The sequence below is a fragment of the Pseudomonas imrae genome (assembly GCF_046352735.2).
Taxonomy (GTDB): domain Bacteria; phylum Pseudomonadota; class Gammaproteobacteria; order Pseudomonadales; family Pseudomonadaceae; genus Aquipseudomonas; species Aquipseudomonas imrae.
Genome location: NZ_CP110853.2, coordinates 2,380,217 through 2,397,376, shown reverse-complemented (window position 1 = coordinate 2,397,376; position 17,160 = coordinate 2,380,217). Strand labels below are relative to the sequence as shown.

The 17,160-nt window shown below is 59.2% G+C and carries 13 protein-coding genes; 11 read left to right on the top strand and 2 right to left on the bottom strand.

All coding sequences use genetic code 11. The features are described 5' to 3' along the window. Window positions 1–149 precede the first annotated feature (149 nt). From OQ460_RS10745 to OQ460_RS10705, 9 genes are all read left to right on the top strand, one after another. Window positions 150–1,979: an extracellular solute-binding protein gene (locus OQ460_RS10745; RefSeq protein WP_410021778.1), complete on the top strand. Its 1,830-nt coding sequence runs from the start codon at window positions 150–152 to the stop codon at window positions 1,977–1,979. Then, window positions 1,976–3,814: an extracellular solute-binding protein gene (locus OQ460_RS10740; RefSeq protein WP_410021777.1), complete on the top strand. Its 1,839-nt coding sequence runs from the start codon at window positions 1,976–1,978 to the stop codon at window positions 3,812–3,814. Before OQ460_RS10745 ends, OQ460_RS10740 begins: the two co-directional genes overlap by 4 nt. Window position 3,815: 1 nt before the next feature. Then, a complete protein-coding gene (locus tag OQ460_RS10735) occupies window positions 3,816–4,889 on the top strand; it encodes a microcin C ABC transporter permease YejB (protein ID WP_410021776.1) in 1,074 nt (357 codons plus the stop codon). Window position 4,890: 1 nt separating this feature from the next. Further along, the gene (locus OQ460_RS10730) at window positions 4,891–5,910 is read left to right on the top strand and encodes an ABC transporter permease (RefSeq protein WP_410021775.1); all 1,020 of its coding nucleotides are present in this window, start codon (window positions 4,891–4,893) and stop codon (window positions 5,908–5,910) included. A gap of 1 nt (window position 5,911) precedes the next feature. After that, window positions 5,912–7,525: an ABC transporter ATP-binding protein gene (locus OQ460_RS10725; RefSeq protein WP_410021774.1), complete on the top strand. Its 1,614-nt coding sequence runs from the start codon at window positions 5,912–5,914 to the stop codon at window positions 7,523–7,525. 212 nt (window positions 7,526–7,737) lie between these two features. After that, window positions 7,738–8,268, top strand: a complete 531-nt coding sequence (locus OQ460_RS10720) for a sigma-70 family RNA polymerase sigma factor (RefSeq protein WP_410021773.1) — start codon at window positions 7,738–7,740, stop codon at window positions 8,266–8,268. Continuing rightward, window positions 8,265–9,230, top strand: a complete 966-nt coding sequence (locus OQ460_RS10715) for a FecR domain-containing protein (RefSeq protein WP_410021772.1) — start codon at window positions 8,265–8,267, stop codon at window positions 9,228–9,230. Before OQ460_RS10720 ends, OQ460_RS10715 begins: the two co-directional genes overlap by 4 nt. 99 nt (window positions 9,231–9,329) lie before the next feature. Beyond that, entirely contained in the window at window positions 9,330–11,798 is a 2,469-nt protein-coding gene (locus OQ460_RS10710) for a TonB-dependent siderophore receptor (protein WP_410021771.1), read from the top strand. 94 nt (window positions 11,799–11,892) lie between these two features. After that, window positions 11,893–12,714, top strand: a complete 822-nt coding sequence (locus OQ460_RS10705; RefSeq protein ID WP_410021770.1) for a helix-turn-helix transcriptional regulator — start codon at window positions 11,893–11,895, stop codon at window positions 12,712–12,714. A 1-nt stretch (window position 12,715) separates the two neighbouring features. Here the strand turns inward: OQ460_RS10705 and OQ460_RS10700 are convergent, their stop codons facing one another. Together OQ460_RS10700 and OQ460_RS10695 are read right to left on the bottom strand one after the other, a co-directional pair. Beyond that, on the bottom strand, window positions 12,716–13,303 hold the full coding sequence (locus OQ460_RS10700; RefSeq protein ID WP_410021769.1) for a LysE family translocator: 588 nt from the start codon (window positions 13,301–13,303) through the stop codon (window positions 12,716–12,718). A gap of 125 nt (window positions 13,304–13,428) precedes the next feature. Continuing rightward, on the bottom strand, window positions 13,429–14,139 hold the full coding sequence (locus tag OQ460_RS10695; protein ID WP_410021768.1) for a FadR/GntR family transcriptional regulator: 711 nt from the start codon (window positions 14,137–14,139) through the stop codon (window positions 13,429–13,431). Window positions 14,140–14,449: 310 nt separating this feature from the next. On the opposite strand from OQ460_RS10695, the gene OQ460_RS10690 reads away from it, so the two are divergent. Together OQ460_RS10690 and gudD are read left to right on the top strand one after the other, a co-directional pair. Further along, complete coding sequence (locus tag OQ460_RS10690; RefSeq protein WP_410021767.1) at window positions 14,450–15,799, top strand: MFS transporter; 1,350 nt, start codon at window positions 14,450–14,452, stop codon at window positions 15,797–15,799. 10 nt (window positions 15,800–15,809) lie between these two features. Then, window positions 15,810–17,159, top strand: coding sequence for a glucarate dehydratase (gene gudD / locus OQ460_RS10685; protein WP_410021766.1), 1,350 nt, complete (start codon window positions 15,810–15,812; stop codon window positions 17,157–17,159). Window position 17,160 lies beyond the last annotated feature (1 nt).

Sequence of the window (17,160 nt, the reverse complement as noted above, 5' to 3'; positions counted from 1 at the left end):
GGCGACTTTGTGGTGGCGAGCTCGTCTGTCGCCACCCAAAGCCCGCCGCGACATTGTTTTCCCGCCGCTTTCAATAGTCTTTTTCCAAGCGGAACAAGCTGTTACTGTACCGATCATAAAGCCCAAGCTGCCTGGATCGGATCTCTGACTTGAAGCGTTCCCTCCTTCTACTAATAAACCTGGCCTTGAGCTTTTGCGCGAATGCGAGCATCACCGAAAACCACGGTTATGCGCAGTTCGGCACGCTCAAGTATCCGGCAAAATTCACCCACTTCGAGTGGGCAAACCCCGCGGCGCCCAAAGGCGGCACCCTGCGGGTAATGGCCTTTGGTACGTTCGACACCCTCAATCCTTATACCTTCAAGGGCTCAAGCCCGGTCTCGACCGCAAACTTCCTTCAATATGGCGTCAACGAGCTCAACGAGCCGCTGATGGTCGGCACCGGCCAGTATGCCCCCTCCGGCGACGAACCAACCTCCAGTTATGGTCTGATCGCACAATCGGTGGAGTACAGCGAGGACCGCAGCTGGGTGGTGTTCAACCTTCGTCCGGAAGCGCACTTCCATGATGGCAAGCCCATCACTGCTTACGACGTGGCGTTTTCCTATCGTACGTTGCTCACCGAAGGTCATCCGCAATACCGCACCAACCTGCAGGAAGTGGCGCGGGTGGACATTCTCAATCGTCAACGGATCCGTTTTGTATTCAAGCGCGCCGGCAATCCGTTGCTGATACTGCGATTGGGCGAGTTGCCGGTATTACCCCAGCACTATTGGAAGAACCGCGACTTCAAAGCCACCACCTTCGAGCCGCCACTGGGCAGCGGGCCGTACCGGATCAGCAAGGTAGAGCCAGGTCGGCAATTGGTGTTGGAGCGGGTCAAGGATTACTGGGGCAAGGACCTTGCGGTCAATCGGGGCTTTTATAACTTCAACAAGGTCGAAGTTGAATTCTACCGCGACAGCGCCGTGGCCTTCGAGGCATTCAAGGCTGGCGAGTTCGACATCTACATCGAGCACCAGGCCAAGAATTGGAGTAACAGCTATAACTTCCCGGCGGTCAATCGAGGCGAAGTGATCAAGGCGCAGATCCACCATCAGATACCGACCCAGAGCCAGGGCCTGTTCATGAACAGCCGGCGCGCCGCCTTTAGCCAAACCAAGGTGCGCGAGGCCCTGGGGTTGATGTTCGATTTCGAGTGGACCAATCGCACGCTCTTCAGCAGCAGCTATACGCGTAGCTTGAGCTACTACCCCAATAGCGAGTTCGCCGCCAGTGGCCTTGCGACAGGCCACGAGTGGCTGAAACTCTCGCCTTATCGAGAGCAACTGCCAGCCAGCCTCTTTACCCAAGCCTTCAGCCTGCCGCAGACCGATGGGCGGGGCATCCCCAGGGAAACCATGCGCCGAGCCCTCGGCCTGCTGGCCGAAAGCGGCTGGAAGCTATCCGGCCAACGCCTGCTCAATAACGACGGGCAACCATTGCGCTTCGAGATTTTGCTGGTCAATCCAAACCTGGAGCGCATCCTGCAACCTTATGTCGAAAACCTGGCGAGCATCGGCATCGACGCCCGCTTGCGCACAGTTGATCGGGCACAGTACAAACAGCGCCTCGACCAGTTCGACTTCGACATGATCCTCATGACACTCAACCAGACCTTGAGCCCGGGACTTGAGCAGTGGCAATACTTCCACTCCAGCCAGGCCGGGATCAAGGGCAGCAAAAATTACGCGGGCATCGCCAATCCGGTGGTCGATCACCTGCTGGAACAATTACTGGCCGCCCAGACCCGTGACGAGCAAGTCGCAGCAGGCCGGGCCCTGGACCGGGTACTGCTCTGGCAGCACTACATTATCCCCAATTGGTACCTTGACTATCATCGCCTGGCGTACCGTAATCGGTTCGCCTTCATCACCACGCCGCCCTACAACCTGGGTCTGCGCGCATGGTGGCTGAAAGCTTCGGAGAAAGCCCAATGAAGCCTTTGCGTACTGCGATTATCAGTGGCTTGTTCTTTTGCGCGGCTGCCAACGCCGCACCGCAGCATGCCTTGACCCTCTACGACGAACCACCCAAGTACCCCGCTAACTTCAAGCATGTCGACTATGTGAACCCCAACGCGCCCAAGGGCGGGACTTTTCGTGAATCGGCGATGGGCGGCTTTGACAGCCTCAATCCGTTTATCAGCAAAGGCGTGCCAGCCGATAATATCGGCTTGATCTACGACACCCTGGCCCAGCAAGGCCTGGACGAGCCCATCACCGAATACGGTTTGATCGCCGGCAAGATCGAGAAAGCCCCCGATAACAGCTGGGTGCGTTTCTACCTGCGGCCAGAAGCCCGCTTCAATGATGGCCACCCGGTACGCGCCGAGGACGTGGTGTTCACTTTCAAGACCCTGATCACCCAAGGCTCGCCGATCTACCGCACCTACTATGGCGACGTCGAAGACGTGGTGGCCGAAGATCCTTTGCGGGTGTTATTCAAGTTCAATAACACCAATAACCGTGAGTTGCCGCTGATTCTCGGTCAGTTGCCAGTGCTGCCCAAACACTGGTGGGCCGGACGCGACTTCTCCAAGGGAAACCTGGAGATCCCCCTGGGCAGTGGCCCGTACAAAGTGGTCGAGGTCAAGCCAGGACGCTCGATTCGTTATGAGCGGGTCAAGGATTACTGGGGCAAAGACCTGCCGATCAACAAAGGACTGTACAACTTCGATTACCGGGTGACCGATTATTATCGTGACAACACCGTCGCCCTCGAGGCGTTAAAGGCTGGCCAATTCGATTTCTGGCAGGAGATCAGCGCAAAAAACTGGGCCAATGCCTACAACGTCCCGGCTGTGGCCGAAGGTCGCCTGATCAAGGAAGAAATTCCCAACGGCAATCCCACCGGGATGCAGGGTTTTGTGTTCAATATCCGCAAGCCGGTGTTTCAAGACGTGCGGGTGCGCAAGGCCATCAGCCTGCTGATGGACTTTGAATGGACCAACAAGCAACTGTTCAACGGCGCCTACACCCGAACCCGCAGCTATTTCGAAAACTCGGACATGGCTGCTACCGGCCTGCCCGGACCTGACGAGCTGGCGATTCTCGAACCGCTGCGCGACAAAATCCCGCCTGCGGTCTTCAATGAAGCATTCGAACCTTCGAAGACCGATGCCAGCGGCATGATCCGCACACAGCAACGCGAAGCCTACCAATTGCTGCAGGACGCCGGCTGGCACATCGTCGATGACAAGATGGTCGACGCCACCGGCAAACCGGTGACCATTGAGTTTCTGCTGGCCCAGACCGAGTTCGAACGCATCCTGCTGCCATTCAAGCGCAACCTGGCGGACCTGGGCATCAATCTGGAGATTCGCCGGGTCGACGTCTCGCAGTACATCAATCGCTTGCGCTCCCGGGATTTCGACATGCTGGTCGGCAGTTTTCCGCAATCGTCGTCCCCGGGAAACGAACAACGTGAATTCTGGAAATCCTCCAGCGCCGACAACCCCGGCAGCCGCAACTACATCGGCCTCAAGGACCCGGCCATCGACCAATTGGTGGAAGAGTTGATCGACGCCGACTCACGCAAAAGCCTCGTGGCCCACGCCAAGGCCCTGGACCGTGTGTTGCAGTTCGGCTATTACGTGATCCCCAACTGGCATATCAAGACCTACCGCGTGGCCTATTGGGACCACCTGGGTCACCCGAAAGTCCCTCCGCGCTATGACGTAGGCATCTCCACCTGGTGGATAAAGCCCGAGAAGGCGCCGGCGGTGACAGCGGAAACCGACATCACAGCCGATCCGGCGAGCGGAGGCGACTGACATGCTGGCCTATATTTTTCGCCGACTGCTACTGATCATTCCTACGCTGCTGGGCATCCTGCTGATCAATTTTGTGATTATCCAGGCCGCGCCCGGCGGCCCGGTGGAGCAGATGATCGCCAAGCTGGAAGGCTTTGAAGGCGCCACCAGCCGCATTGCCGGCGGCGGCGCGGAAGTGTCGGTAGCGGGCTCCAGCTACCGCGGCGCCCAAGGCCTGGACCCGGCGCTGGTCAAGGAAATCGAGAAGATGTACGGCTTCGACAAGTCGGCGCCGGAACGCTTGTGGATCATGATCAAGAACTACGCACAGCTGGATTTTGGCAACAGCTTCTTTCGCGATGCCAAGGTCATCGACCTGATCAAGGAAAAGATGCCCGTGTCCATTTCCCTCGGGTTATGGAGCACCCTGATCATGTACCTTGTGTCGATTCCGCTGGGCATCGCCAAAGCCACGCGGCATGGCAGCCACTTCGACGTGTGGACCAGTTCGGCGATTATCGTCGGCTATGCGATTCCGGCGTTTCTATTTGCGATCCTGTTGATCGTGGTATTTGCCGGCGGCAGCTACTTTGACTGGTTCCCACTGCGCGGCCTGACGTCCAACAACTTCGATGAGTTGAGCGCTGGCGGAAAAATCCTCGACTATTTCTGGCACTTGGCGCTGCCCGTCACGGCCCTGGTGATCGGTAACTTCGCGACCATGACGCTGTTGACCAAAAACAGCTTCCTCGACGAGATCAACAAGCAATACGTGATCACCGCCAAGGCCAAGGGCCTGACCAACCACCGTGTGCTTTACGGCCATGTGTTTCGCAACGCCATGTTGTTGGTGATCGCCGGATTCCCCTCAGCCTTTATTGGCATCTTCTTCACTGGCTCGCTGCTGGTCGAAGTGATTTTCTCCCTCGATGGCCTGGGCCTGATGAGTTTTGAAGCGGCGATCAATCGTGACTACCCGGTGGTGTTCGGGACTCTGTTTATCTTCACCCTGCTGGGGCTGGTGGTGAAACTGATCGGGGACCTCACCTACACCCTGGTAGACCCACGCATCGACTTTGAAAGCCGGGAGCATTGAGATGAATCTATCCCCCCTCAATCGCCGCCGTTTCGAACGCTTCAAGGCCAACAAGCGTGGCTGGTGGTCACTGTGGCTGTTTTTGATCCTGTTTGGCCTCAGCCTTGGCGCCGAGCTGATTGCCAACGACAAACCATTGGCCGTGCATTACGACGGTGAGTGGTACTTCCCGGCGCTCAAGCGGTATCCGGAAACCACCTTCGGCGGCGAGTTCCCCCTGGAAGCCAACTACAAGAGCCCATACATCCGTGAACTGCTCAAGGCCAAAGATGCCTGGACGCTGTGGGCGCCGATTCCGTTCAGCTACCAGAGCATCAACTACGACCTGAAAGTGCCAGCGCCTGCCCCACCTTCGGCCGACAACCTGTTGGGCACCGATGACCAGGCGCGGGATGTATTGGCGCGAGTGATCTATGGTTTTCGCGTTTCAGTGTTGTTTGCGCTGACGTTGACCGTACTGAGTTCGATCATCGGCGTTGCGGCCGGGGCGCTGCAGGGCTTCTATGGTGGCTGGGTAGACCTGGCAGGCCAGCGCTTCCTGGAAATCTGGTCCGGCTTGCCAGTGCTGTACTTGCTGATCATTCTCGCCAGCTTCGTGCAGCCCAATTTCTGGTGGCTGCTGGGGATCATGCTGCTGTTTTCCTGGATGAGCCTGGTGGACGTGGTCCGCGCCGAGTTCCTGCGTGGGCGCAATCTGGAATATGTACGCGCAGCCCGGGCCCTCGGTATGCAGAACGGTGCGATCATGTTCCGCCATATTTTGCCCAACGCCATGGTTTCGACCATGACGTTCATGCCGTTCATTCTGACCGGCGCCATCGGCACCCTGACCGCCTTGGACTTTCTTGGCTTTGGCTTGCCGGCCGGCTCGCCGTCACTGGGTGAACTGGTGGCCCAGGGCAAATCCAACCTGCAGGCGCCTTGGCTGGGGATCAGCGCTTTCGCGGTGCTGGCAATCATGTTGAGCCTGCTGGTGTTTATCGGCGAGTCCGCTCGCGATGCCTTCGACCCGAGGAAATGAGATGAATCAGGACAATCTGATCGAAGTCCGCGACCTCAGCGTCGAGTTCGTCACCGGCGAGCACAGTCAGTGTGTAGTCGAGCGCATCAGCTTCGATATCAAGCGCGGCGAAACCCTGGCCCTGGTGGGCGAAAGCGGCTCGGGAAAATCGGTGACCGCGCACTCGATCCTGCGCTTGCTGCCCTATCCGCTGGCTCGTCACCCATCCGGGACGATCCAGTACGCCGGCAAGGATTTGCTGACACTCAAGGAGAAGTCCTTGCGGCATATTCGCGGCAACCGCATTGCGATGATTTTCCAGGAGCCGATGACCTCGTTGAACCCGCTGCACTCCATCGAGAAGCAGATCAACGAGGTCCTTGGCCTGCACAAGGGCTTGAGCGGCAAAATCGCTACCCGCCGCACCCTGGAACTGCTGGAGCTGGTGGGTATCCCCGAACCGCACAAACGCCTCAAGGCGCTGCCCCATGAACTGTCCGGAGGCCAGCGCCAACGTGTGATGATCGCCATGGCCCTGGCGAACGAACCGGAGCTGTTGATCGCAGACGAGCCCACCACGGCCCTGGACGTTACGGTGCAGTTGAAGATTCTCGAACTGCTCAAAGAACTGCAGGCCCGCCTGGGCATGGCGCTGTTGTTGATCAGCCATGACCTGAACCTGGTCCGGCGTATCGCCCACCAGGTGTGCGTGATGCAGCGTGGCTGTATCGTCGAGCAGGCATCCTGTGAAGAACTGTTCCGCGCACCGCAGCATCCCTACACTCAGGAACTGCTGGCCGCCGAGCCCAGCGGCGGCCCCGTCGACAATCTGGTCGGCCCGCCGCTGCTGGAAGTCGACGACCTGAAAGTCTGGTTCCCGATCAAGAAAGGTTTCCTGCGCAGCACCGTCGATCACGTCAAGGCCGTGGATGGCATCAATTTCAGCCTGCCCCAGGGCCAGACCCTGGGTATCGTCGGTGAAAGCGGTTCCGGCAAGTCGACCCTGGGCCTGGCGATCTTGCGCTTGATTGGCAGCAAGGGCGGGATTCGTTTTGAAGGCCATCAACTTGATCGCCTGAGTCAACAGCAAGTGCGACCCCTGCGCCGGGAAATGCAGGTAGTGTTCCAGGACCCCTTCGGCAGCCTCAGCCCGCGCATGTGCGTCAGCGAGATCGTCGGCGAAGGGTTGCGGATCCACAAGATCGGTACTGCGGTCGAGCAAGAACAAGCGATTATCGCAGCGCTCAACGAGGTCGGGCTGGACCCGGAATCCCGCCACCGCTATCCCCACGAGTTCTCCGGCGGCCAACGCCAGCGCATCGCCATCGCCCGCGCACTGGTGCTCAAGCCACGCCTGATCCTGCTCGACGAGCCCACCTCGGCCCTCGACCGTACGGTGCAACGCCAGGTGGTAGAGCTGCTGCGCCAGTTACAGGCCAAGTACAACCTGACCTATCTGTTCATCAGCCACGACTTGGCGGTGGTCAAGGCATTGAGTCACCAGTTGATGGTGGTCAAGCAGGGACAGGTGGTGGAGCAAGGGGACGCAAAGTCGATTTTCGCCGCCCCCCGGCACGCCTATACCCGGCAATTGCTGGAGGCGGCGTTTTTAGTCCCGGCCGCCGAGGCTACCTGAATCTTTGGGAGACGCAGCTATCTATACATCGCCAGGGGGGGGTGTTGGACATATCCGTGACTGCAGCAACGGATGCACATACCCGACTCGCCCCCCCAGCCACAAACACATCAACCACCCCACAGAAAAGCAAACCAATATCATTTGCACTGCACTCGACCCTTTGCTTTAATCGCGACCAATTCCCATTCACGCCAAGGCTTCAATGCCGGATGGACATCGTGTCGACCGCCCCTACTCCCTTCAGCCAGCTTTACGGCGCCCATCATTCATGGCTGCTGGGGCTGTTGCGCAGGCGCCTGAGCAATCGTTGGGATGCCGCCGACCTGGCGCAAGACACGTTCATCCGCGTACTCAAGCGCCCACCGGCGCACGCTGATGAAGTGGGCGAGCGCTCCTACTTGGCTACCATCGCCCGGGGCTTGTGTATTGATCATTGGCGGCGTCGGCAACTGGAACAAGCCTGGTTGCAAAGCCTTGCCGAGCGTCCTGCAGCAGTCCAACCATCCATTGAACAGCGGGCGATCATCGTTGAAACCCTCTACGAGGTGGATGCCATGCTCACGCGCCTGCCGCGCAACGTTCGCCAAGCCTTCCTGCTGGCACAACTGCACGGCATGCCCTACAAGCAAATCGCCGTTCAACTTGGCGTGTGCGAGCGCATGGTGAAAAAATACATGGCCCAGGCGCTGCTGCACTGCGCAGTGCTGGAAGCCGAGCTCGATGGACTGCTGGTGCAATGAACGCCAGCGGAAAACTCAGCCATGCCAGCCTGCAACAAGCCGCGCAGTGGTATGTGCGCTTGCAGGATCAACAAGGCTGCGCCCGGTCACGCCAACTGTGGCAAGCGTGGCTGGGGCTGAGCCCTGAACATGCTGCCGCGTGGGACTACGTCGAGCGAGTCAGCCAGCGCTTTATGCCGCTGGCCGCAGAACCCCATGGCGCCGAGCGCGCGTTACGCAGTTCGCGACGCCAGACGCTCAAGACCCTGTTGGTACTGTGCTCAGGTACGGCACTGGCCTGGGGCGCATGGCGTGAAACTGCGCTGCCGCAGTGGGTAGGCGGCTGGACGGCCGACTACACCACGGCCAGCGGCGAGATCCGCGACGCGCTGTTGGCGGACGGCAGTCGTGTGTGGCTCAACGCATTAAGTGCATTGGATGTTCGTTTCGACGACCGCCAACGCCTGGTGCACCTGCGCTTTGGCGAAGTGTTGATCGACACGGCCACTGACCTCAGGCCGTTTCTGATGGACACTGAACACGGGCGGTTGCGCGCTCTGGGCACTCGTTTCAGTGTGCTGCAAAACACCCACGACACACTCCTCAATGTGTACGAAGGCCGGGTTGAAGTGCGCACCGCCAACCATCAACACACGCGGATCATCGAAACCGGGCAGCAAGCACTCTTCACCCGCGACGGTTTCAACACCACCTCACGTGCCAGCGCAACCCGAGAGGCCTGGAGCCGTGGCGTGCTATTGGCCGACAACCTGCCCTTGGGTCAGTTGATTGGTGAGTTGGACCGATATCGGCCCGGCCACCTGGGCTGTGACCCAGCAATCGTCCATTTGCCAGTGATGGGTTCATTTCCCCTTACAGACAGCGAACATGCCCTGCGCCTGCTGGAAGCGGCCTTACCCATACGGGTAGAAAAACTCATGCCGTGGTGGGTGACTGTCGGGCCAAAACCAACTGCCATATAAAAATCTTCATACCCGGTTCCCTTTTCCAACGTTCGTCCGGTTAACCCAGCAGACGCTTTCATAATTCGCCGAACGACTCGATCAAAAGGGCACCTTCCCATGCTGCAACCCGTTGCTTTTGCCGTGCGCCCATTGGCGCTGGCCATCACCGCTACCCTGCTCTGCCTGGGTTCACTGAGTGCGCGCGCAACTGAAGCACCCTCGACCCAGCAAGCCACGCGCAATTACAACATTGGCGCCGGTTCGCTGGTCAGCGTGCTGAACCGCTTCGCCGAGCAGTCGGGAATTTTCATCGCCGGCCACAACAGCCTCGCTGCCGGCAAGACCAGCCCAGGCCTCAATGGCAACTACACAGCAGCAGCCGGGCTGCAACACCTGCTGCAAGGCAGTGGCCTGCAGGCCTTGTCGCAAGGCGATAACGGTTACGTGCTGGAGTTGGCACCTCTGCAAACCGGTGCTCTCGAGCTGGGCGCGACGACAATCTCCGGCTTGGGCCTTGGTGCCACCACTGAGGACAGTCGCTCCTACACCACCGGATCGATGTCGTCAGCTACCGGCCTGCCACTGTCGATCCGCGAGACGCCGCAGTCAGTCACCGTCATCACACGCCAGCAAATGGACGACCAGGGTTCCAACAACATCGCCGACACCCTGCGCCGGGCGCCAGGAGTCAGCGTGCAGAACTACGACAGCGAGCGTTGGGAGTTTTCCAGCCGTGGCCTGCCGATCACCAACTTTCAGTACGACGGCGTCAACTCGACCTATGACGGTGTATATGACTACGGCACCACCAGCACCGACATGGCCGTGTATGACCACCTGGAGATCATCAAGGGTTCTTCAGGCCTGATGACCGGTTCGGGCGACCCTTCGGCCACCGTCAACCTGATCCGCAAGAAACCAACCAGGGAGTTCAAAGCCTCGATTACCGGCACCGCAGGCTCCTGGGACAACTACCGCACCGAAGGCGATATTTCCGGATCCTTGACTGAAACGGGCAATGTGCGCGGGCGGTTCGTCGGCGTGTATCAGGATCGCGCCTCCTACCTGGACCATTACCAGCACACCAAGGACATTGCCTACGGCATTATTGAAGCCGATATCACCGACGACACATTGCTGACCTTCGGCATCGACCAACAAGACACGCGCTCGCGTGGCGCCAGTTGGACGGGCTTCCCGATGTACTTCAGCAACGGCAACCGCACCAACTTTTCGCGCTCGTTCAATCCTGCCGCCGACTGGAGCCGTCGCGACTTCCAGAACCAGACCATATTCGCCTCGGTGCAACAAAAACTGGCCAACGACTGGTCGCTCAAAGTCAGCCTGGACCGCAAGCGCAGCCAACACGACACCCTGCTCGCCTCCGCCAGTGGCGGCAATCCGGACCAGGTCAGCGGCGAAGGCATGTACATGTTCATGGGCAAGTACAAGGGCGATCAGGTCCAGAATACCCTCGACGCCAACCTCAGTGGCCCGTTCAGCCTGCTAGGCCGTGAACATGAGTTGGTCATGGGTTTCATGGCAACCCGCTCGAAGCAAGACATACCGATGTACGGCTCGATCTACCCACCTGTCGGCGGCAGTATCCACGACTGGCACGGCGAGTACCCGAAACCGAACATTCCCCGCAGTGGCCAGAACGATATTGTGCAGCGCCAGACGGGTGCTTATCTGGCGACACGCCTGAAGCCCACCGATGACCTGTCGGTGATCCTCGGTACGCGAGTGAGTAATTTCAGCAACAACGACACCACGGACTTCTACGACCCCGCGACAACCGATAACCGCACCAGCTACAAACAGACCGGCGTGGTCACACCCTATGCGGGTGTCGTCTACGACCTCAACGATGTCTGGTCGGTTTACACCAGCTACACCAAAATCTACCGACCGCAAAACAGCAAGGATGCCGAGCGCAAGCTACTCGACCCGATTGAAGGTGATACCTACGAGGCCGGGCTCAAGGCAGCGCTTTTCGATGGTCGCTTGAATGCCAGTTTTGCCGCGTTCCGCATCGAGCAGGACAATGTTGCCCAGTACGTTTCAGGCTTTGAAAACGAATCGATCTATCGCCCCATTGCAGGGGCGACCACCAAAGGCTTTGAAGCAGAGTTGGCCGGTGAAGTGCTGGACGGCTGGAACGTCTCGGCCGGCTACACCTACCAACATACCCGCGATGCCAACGACGACTACGTCTACAGCTCGGTGCTGCAAACCACCACGCCGCAGCAAGTGGTGCGCCTGTTCAACTCGTATCGCTTGCCGGGCGCGTGGCACAACCTGACCCTGGGCGCCGGCGTGAACTGGCAGAGCGAATTCTTTGGCAACGTATTCCAGCCCAACCCAGACGATACGGTCAACTTCGGCCAGTACGCGCGCATCACCCAGGACAGCTATTACCTTGTGGACCTGATGGCGCGCTACCGCTTCAACGAACACTTGAGCACGACGCTGAATGTAAAGAATGCCCTCGACAAAAAGTACTACACCGGCCTCGGCAATTTCGGTACCGGATTTTATGGAGAACCACGCAGCCTGCAATTGGCAGCGCGCTGGGACTTCTAAGCCGGGAAGCTGGGTCAATCACCGGTCGCCAGCTGTCGGCGGCCGGTTTTTATGCAATCATCGGGGCCCCGTAAGTTGCTCGGAGAGGGGCATCATGTTGCTGCCGGACCCAGCTGCTCCACGCTTCTGGCGTGATGAGCGCCTGCCATTCATCGAGGCGCGAACCATCGCCGATGGGCGCAAGGTCTGCTACGCGCTTCACGCCCACGAGCATTTCTCGATCGGCGCGATCACCGCTGGGCAGAGCTTGTACATTCATGGTTCAGAGACCTTTCGGATCAGAGCCGGCACCGTGGTGCTGATGAACCCTGGCGATGTACATGCCTGCAATCCCATTGATGACCAGCCCTGGTCCTATCACATGCTGTACATCGAAACCCGGTGGCTGACCGATTTGCAGCACCAGCTGGGGTTTGCCGACGAGCTGGATTTTCGCCGCTTCGACACCACGCACACCGATGATCCCGTTCTGTTTTGCGGCTTGCTGGAGTTGTACGAGACCCTGGTGGACGGCAATGCCGAGTACTTGCACAAGCAAAGCACGGTCGTGAGTTTTTTCAGTGAAGTGCAATCGCGCCTGAACCCGGCAGCCGACGCAGGCCGAGAGGTCAACCACAAGCTGGAGCGCGCCGCCGATTACATCCGCGAACATTGCACCGAGGCACTGAAACTGGAAGACATCTGCCAGGCGGCGCAGTTGTCGCCGTCGTATTTGATCCGCGCATTCAAGCAATCCTACGGGATGACGCCTCATGCATTCGTGGTCAACCAGCGCATCCAGTTTGCCCGTGCCCAACTGCGCAGCGGCAAGCTGATTGCCGACGTGGCACTGGCCGCCGGATTCGCCGACCAGGCGCATTTCCAGCGGGCGTTCAAGCAACACCTGGCCGCCACGCCGGGGCAGTATCGCGGCTGAGTCAGGTCAGCAGCAGATACACCACGCTGATCACCAACAGCAGTGCCATCACCCGGTTGAACAGGCGCATGCCACGGGCATTGCTCAGGTAGCGACGAAAGAACGTACCGACATACGCCCAGCACGCCACAGACAGATAACACACCACCAGATACACCGCCGCCAACTGCCAGACACGCTCCGCTTCGCCCTGCGCGGCGAATAGCCCCATGCCCGCGACACAGGCCAGCCAGGCCTTGGGGTTGAGCCATTGCATGATCGCGCCATACAGCATCGACGGCGCCACCGCAGCGCCCTGTGCATTGAGTTGACCGTCATCGATTGCCAGCTTGTAGGCCATGTACAGTAAAAACGCGACACCGCTCCATTGAATGCCTTGGGTCAGCACCGGCCAGCGCACCAGCAACTCATGCAAGCCCAGGCCGATCAACACCAGCAGCAAGGTAAAACCCAATGCTGCCCCGGCGACGTGTTTCTGGCTGGCGGCAAAACCAAAGCGTGCCCCGGTGCTCAGGGCGACGACATTGACCGGGCCCGGCGTGATGGAGGTTGCCAGGGCGAAGGCAGCCATGGACATGATCAAACTCATTGCACTTCCCTTTTGTAGTGACAGGTGGGTCATGGCCTGTACGCTACGTGGTGGCAGCACTCACGTATTGAAGAAAATGCCCCTTTGTTCCGATGTCGTTTATTTGCGTCGGCCTGGGCGCGCGGTTACTCCCCCGTCATACGCTCCAGGCTATTGCTCAAATGCAGCCACATTGCCGCCCGAGCGGCATCCGGATCCTGGCGGCGGATGGCCTTGAGAATCGCCTCGTGCTCAAGATTCGCCAATTGCCCCAGCTTCATCAGATCGGCATCGCCGCGCTCCTGTGCATTGATCCGGGTACGTGGGATCACCGAGTGCCCCAGGTGATAGATCACATCAGTGAAATAGGTGTTCCCGGTAGCCTGGGCAATCAGGCGATGAAAGCGTACGTCCGGCTCCACACTGCTGTCGTTGTTGGCCAGCGAGTCCTGGTAATCGTCCAGCGCCTGGCGCATCTGCAGCAATTGCTGATCGGTGCGGCGCATTGCCGCCAACGCCGCCGCCTGGGTTTCCAGGCCCATGCGCAGCTCAAGAATCCCGCGCACGCTGACGGCAGTGTCATGGGTCAGATGCAACCCGCGGCGCTCGTCGCGCTCCAGCACAAAGCTGCCCACACCGTGCCGGGTTTCGACCAGTCCTGCAGCCTGCAGCTTGGAGATCGCTTCGCGCACCACCGTGCGACTGACGCCGTACTCGGCAACGATGGTGGATTCTGACGGCAGTTTTTCACCCGCCACCATCTGTCCGAGCAAAATACGCTGGGTCAGCGCCGTGACAATGTCATGGGCCAGACCCGGCGAGCGCTTGCGTTGCAGGGAAGCAGTGTCGTCGTTCATGAAATTTTCCGCTCAGGTGATCGCTCCTATCTTAGCACCCAGTGCTACGGAAAATGCTTGCCAACTTGTATGACAACACTTCACAAATCGATTTCAATAATGGATGCAAGATCAGGGAAAACCCGTAGCCGTCGAAAAAAAACTGCCTTAAAGCCCAGGCAGTACAGAGAGCATGAAAAAAATCGTTCCCCACGCCTCTCCTATTGCGTCTTCTAAAAATCAAGTTGTATGATGTCTATCAAGTTGCCAGGCATCTCCTGCCAATCAGGCTATTCCCCGCACAACAATAAATCAGTGGGAGTTCTACCCCGTGAATCCTCAAACCCCTGCCACAACTGCGCCTGCCATCGACCCGGTTCTGGTGCGCGCAATCCAAAAGGTCAAGCGTCATGTGCTGCCACTTTTTGTGATCATGTTCATCGTCAATTACATCGACCGCGTCAATATCGGCTTTGTACGCACACACATGGAGCACGATCTGGGCATCGGTGCGGCGGCCTACGGCTTCGGCGCCGGACTGTTTTTTATCGGCTATGCGCTGTTTGAAGTGCCCTCCAACATGCTTTTGCAAAAAGTCGGCGCGCGTATCTGGCTGACACGAATCATGTTCACCTGGGGCATCACCGCGACCCTGATGGCGTTTATCCAGAACGAAACCCACTTCTACATCCTGCGTTTTTTGCTGGGTGTCGCAGAGGCCGGATTTTTCCCCGGGGTGATCTACTACTTCACTCGCTGGCTGCCAGGTGTCGAGCGCGGCAAGGCCATTGCGATCTTTCTCAGCGGTTCGGCCATCGCCTCGCTGATTTCCGGGCCGCTTTCCGGCCTGCTGCTGCAAATCACCGGCATGGGCCTGCATGGCTGGCAGTGGATGTTCATCATCGAGGGCATGGCCTCGGTCTTGCTCTGCGGGTTCGTGTGGTACTGGCTGGACTCCAGCCCCCACGATGCCAAATGGCTCAGCCGGGAAGAACAGGACGCGCTGGTCAATGAAATCGCGCGTGAGCAACAGGCGCGCGACGCAGCCATCACGGTCAAGCCAACGCTGGGCAAGCTGCTCAAGGACCGCCAGATCATGCTGTTCTGTGCGCTGTATTTCTGCATCCAGTTGACCATCTATGCCGCCACCTTCTGGCTGCCGAGCATCATCAAGAAAATGGGCGACTTGAGCGACATCCAGGTGGGTTTCTACAACTCGATTCCCTGGCTGATCTCGATCATCGCCATGTATGCCTTTGCCACCCTGGCGGGCAAATTCAAGTTCCAGCAGGCCTGGGTCGCCGTCGCCTTGTTGATTGCCGCCGCCGGGATGTTCCTCTCTACCACGGGCGGGCCGATCTTTGCGTTTATCGCCATCTGTTTTGCGGCGATTGGCTTCAAGTCCGCATCCGCGCTGTTCTGGCCGATCCCGCAAGGCTATCTGGACGCGCGCATCGCGGCCGCCGTGATCGCGCTGATCAACTCCATCGGCAACCTCGGCGGTTTTGTCGCGCCGACCACCTTTGGTTTTCTGGAGCAGACCACCGGGTCGATCCAGGGCGGCTTGTATGGTCTGGCCGGCACCTCGGTGATCGCCGCAATCCTGGTGTTTTTTGCCAAGACCCTGCCCGGTTCGCCCAACCCCAGCGTGCTGCAACCCGCCCCCGCCTTGAGCAAGTAAGGAACAAACCATGAACACAGAACATCAGCACCACAGCCGCAACGCTCCGGTCGTGACCCACCTGGAAGTGATTCCGGTGGCTGGCCATGACAGTATGTTGCTCAACCTCAGCGGCGCCCATGGGCCGTTTTTCACCCGCAACATCGTGATCCTCAAGGACAGTGCCGGGCATATCGGCGTGGGCGAAGTCCCCGGTGGCGAGCGTATCCGCGAGACCCTGGAAGACGCACGCTGCCTGGTGATCGGCAAACCCATCGGCGAGTACCAGAGCATTCTCAACGCCATGCGCCGCACCTTCGCCGCCCGCGATGCTGGCGGGCGCGGCCTGCAAACCTTTGACCTGCGCATCACCATTCACGCCGTCACCGCCATGGAAGCCGCGTTGCTGGACCTGCTGGGCCAGTTCCTGGAGGTGCCGGTAGCGGCACTCCTGGGTGAAGGCCAGCAACGTGATGCGGTGAAGATGCTGGGCTACCTGTTTTATATCGGTGATCGCCAGAAAACCGACCTGGCCTATCGCAGCGAAGCCGATGCCGATGACTGGTTCCGCCTGCGTCATGAGCCGGCCATCACCCCCGAGGCCATTGTGCGCCTGGCTGAAGCGGCCAAGGCCAAATACGGTTTCAACGACTTCAAACTCAAGGGCGGCGTCTTGCAGGGTGCTGAAGAGATCGAAGCGGTCACGGCACTGGCAGAATGCTTCCCTGATGCGCGTATCACCCTGGACCCCAATGGTGCCTGGTCGTTGAAAGAAGCCATCGCTCTGTGCCGCGACCAGCATCATGTCCTGGCCTACGCCGAAGACCCGTGCGGCGCGGAGAACGGCTATTCGGGACGTGAGGTGATGGCAGAGTTCCGGCGCGCCACCGGTTTGCCGACCGCGACCAATATGATCGCAACCGACTGGCGGGAAATGGGGCATGCCATCCAGTTGCAGTCGGTGGATATTCCCTTGGCCGACCCGCACTTCTGGACGATGCAAGGCTCGGTTCGGGTCGCACAGATGTGCCATGAGTGGGGCCTGACCTGGGGCTCCCACTCCAACAATCACTTTGATATTTCCCTGGCGATGTTCACTCAGGTTGCCGCTGCCGCGCCGGGCGAGATTACCGCGATCGACACCCACTGGATCTGGCAGGATGGCCAACGCTTGACCAAGGCCCCGCTGCAGATCGTCGACGGTCATGTCCGGGTGCCGGCCAAACCCGGCCTGGGGGTGGATATCGACATGGATGCGGTGGCCCACGCCCACGAACTCTATAAAGGCATGGGCCTGGGCGCGCGCAATGACAGTGTGGCCATGCAGTTCATGATTCCCGGCTGGACCTTCGATAACAAGCGACCGTGCCTGGTGCGCTAGT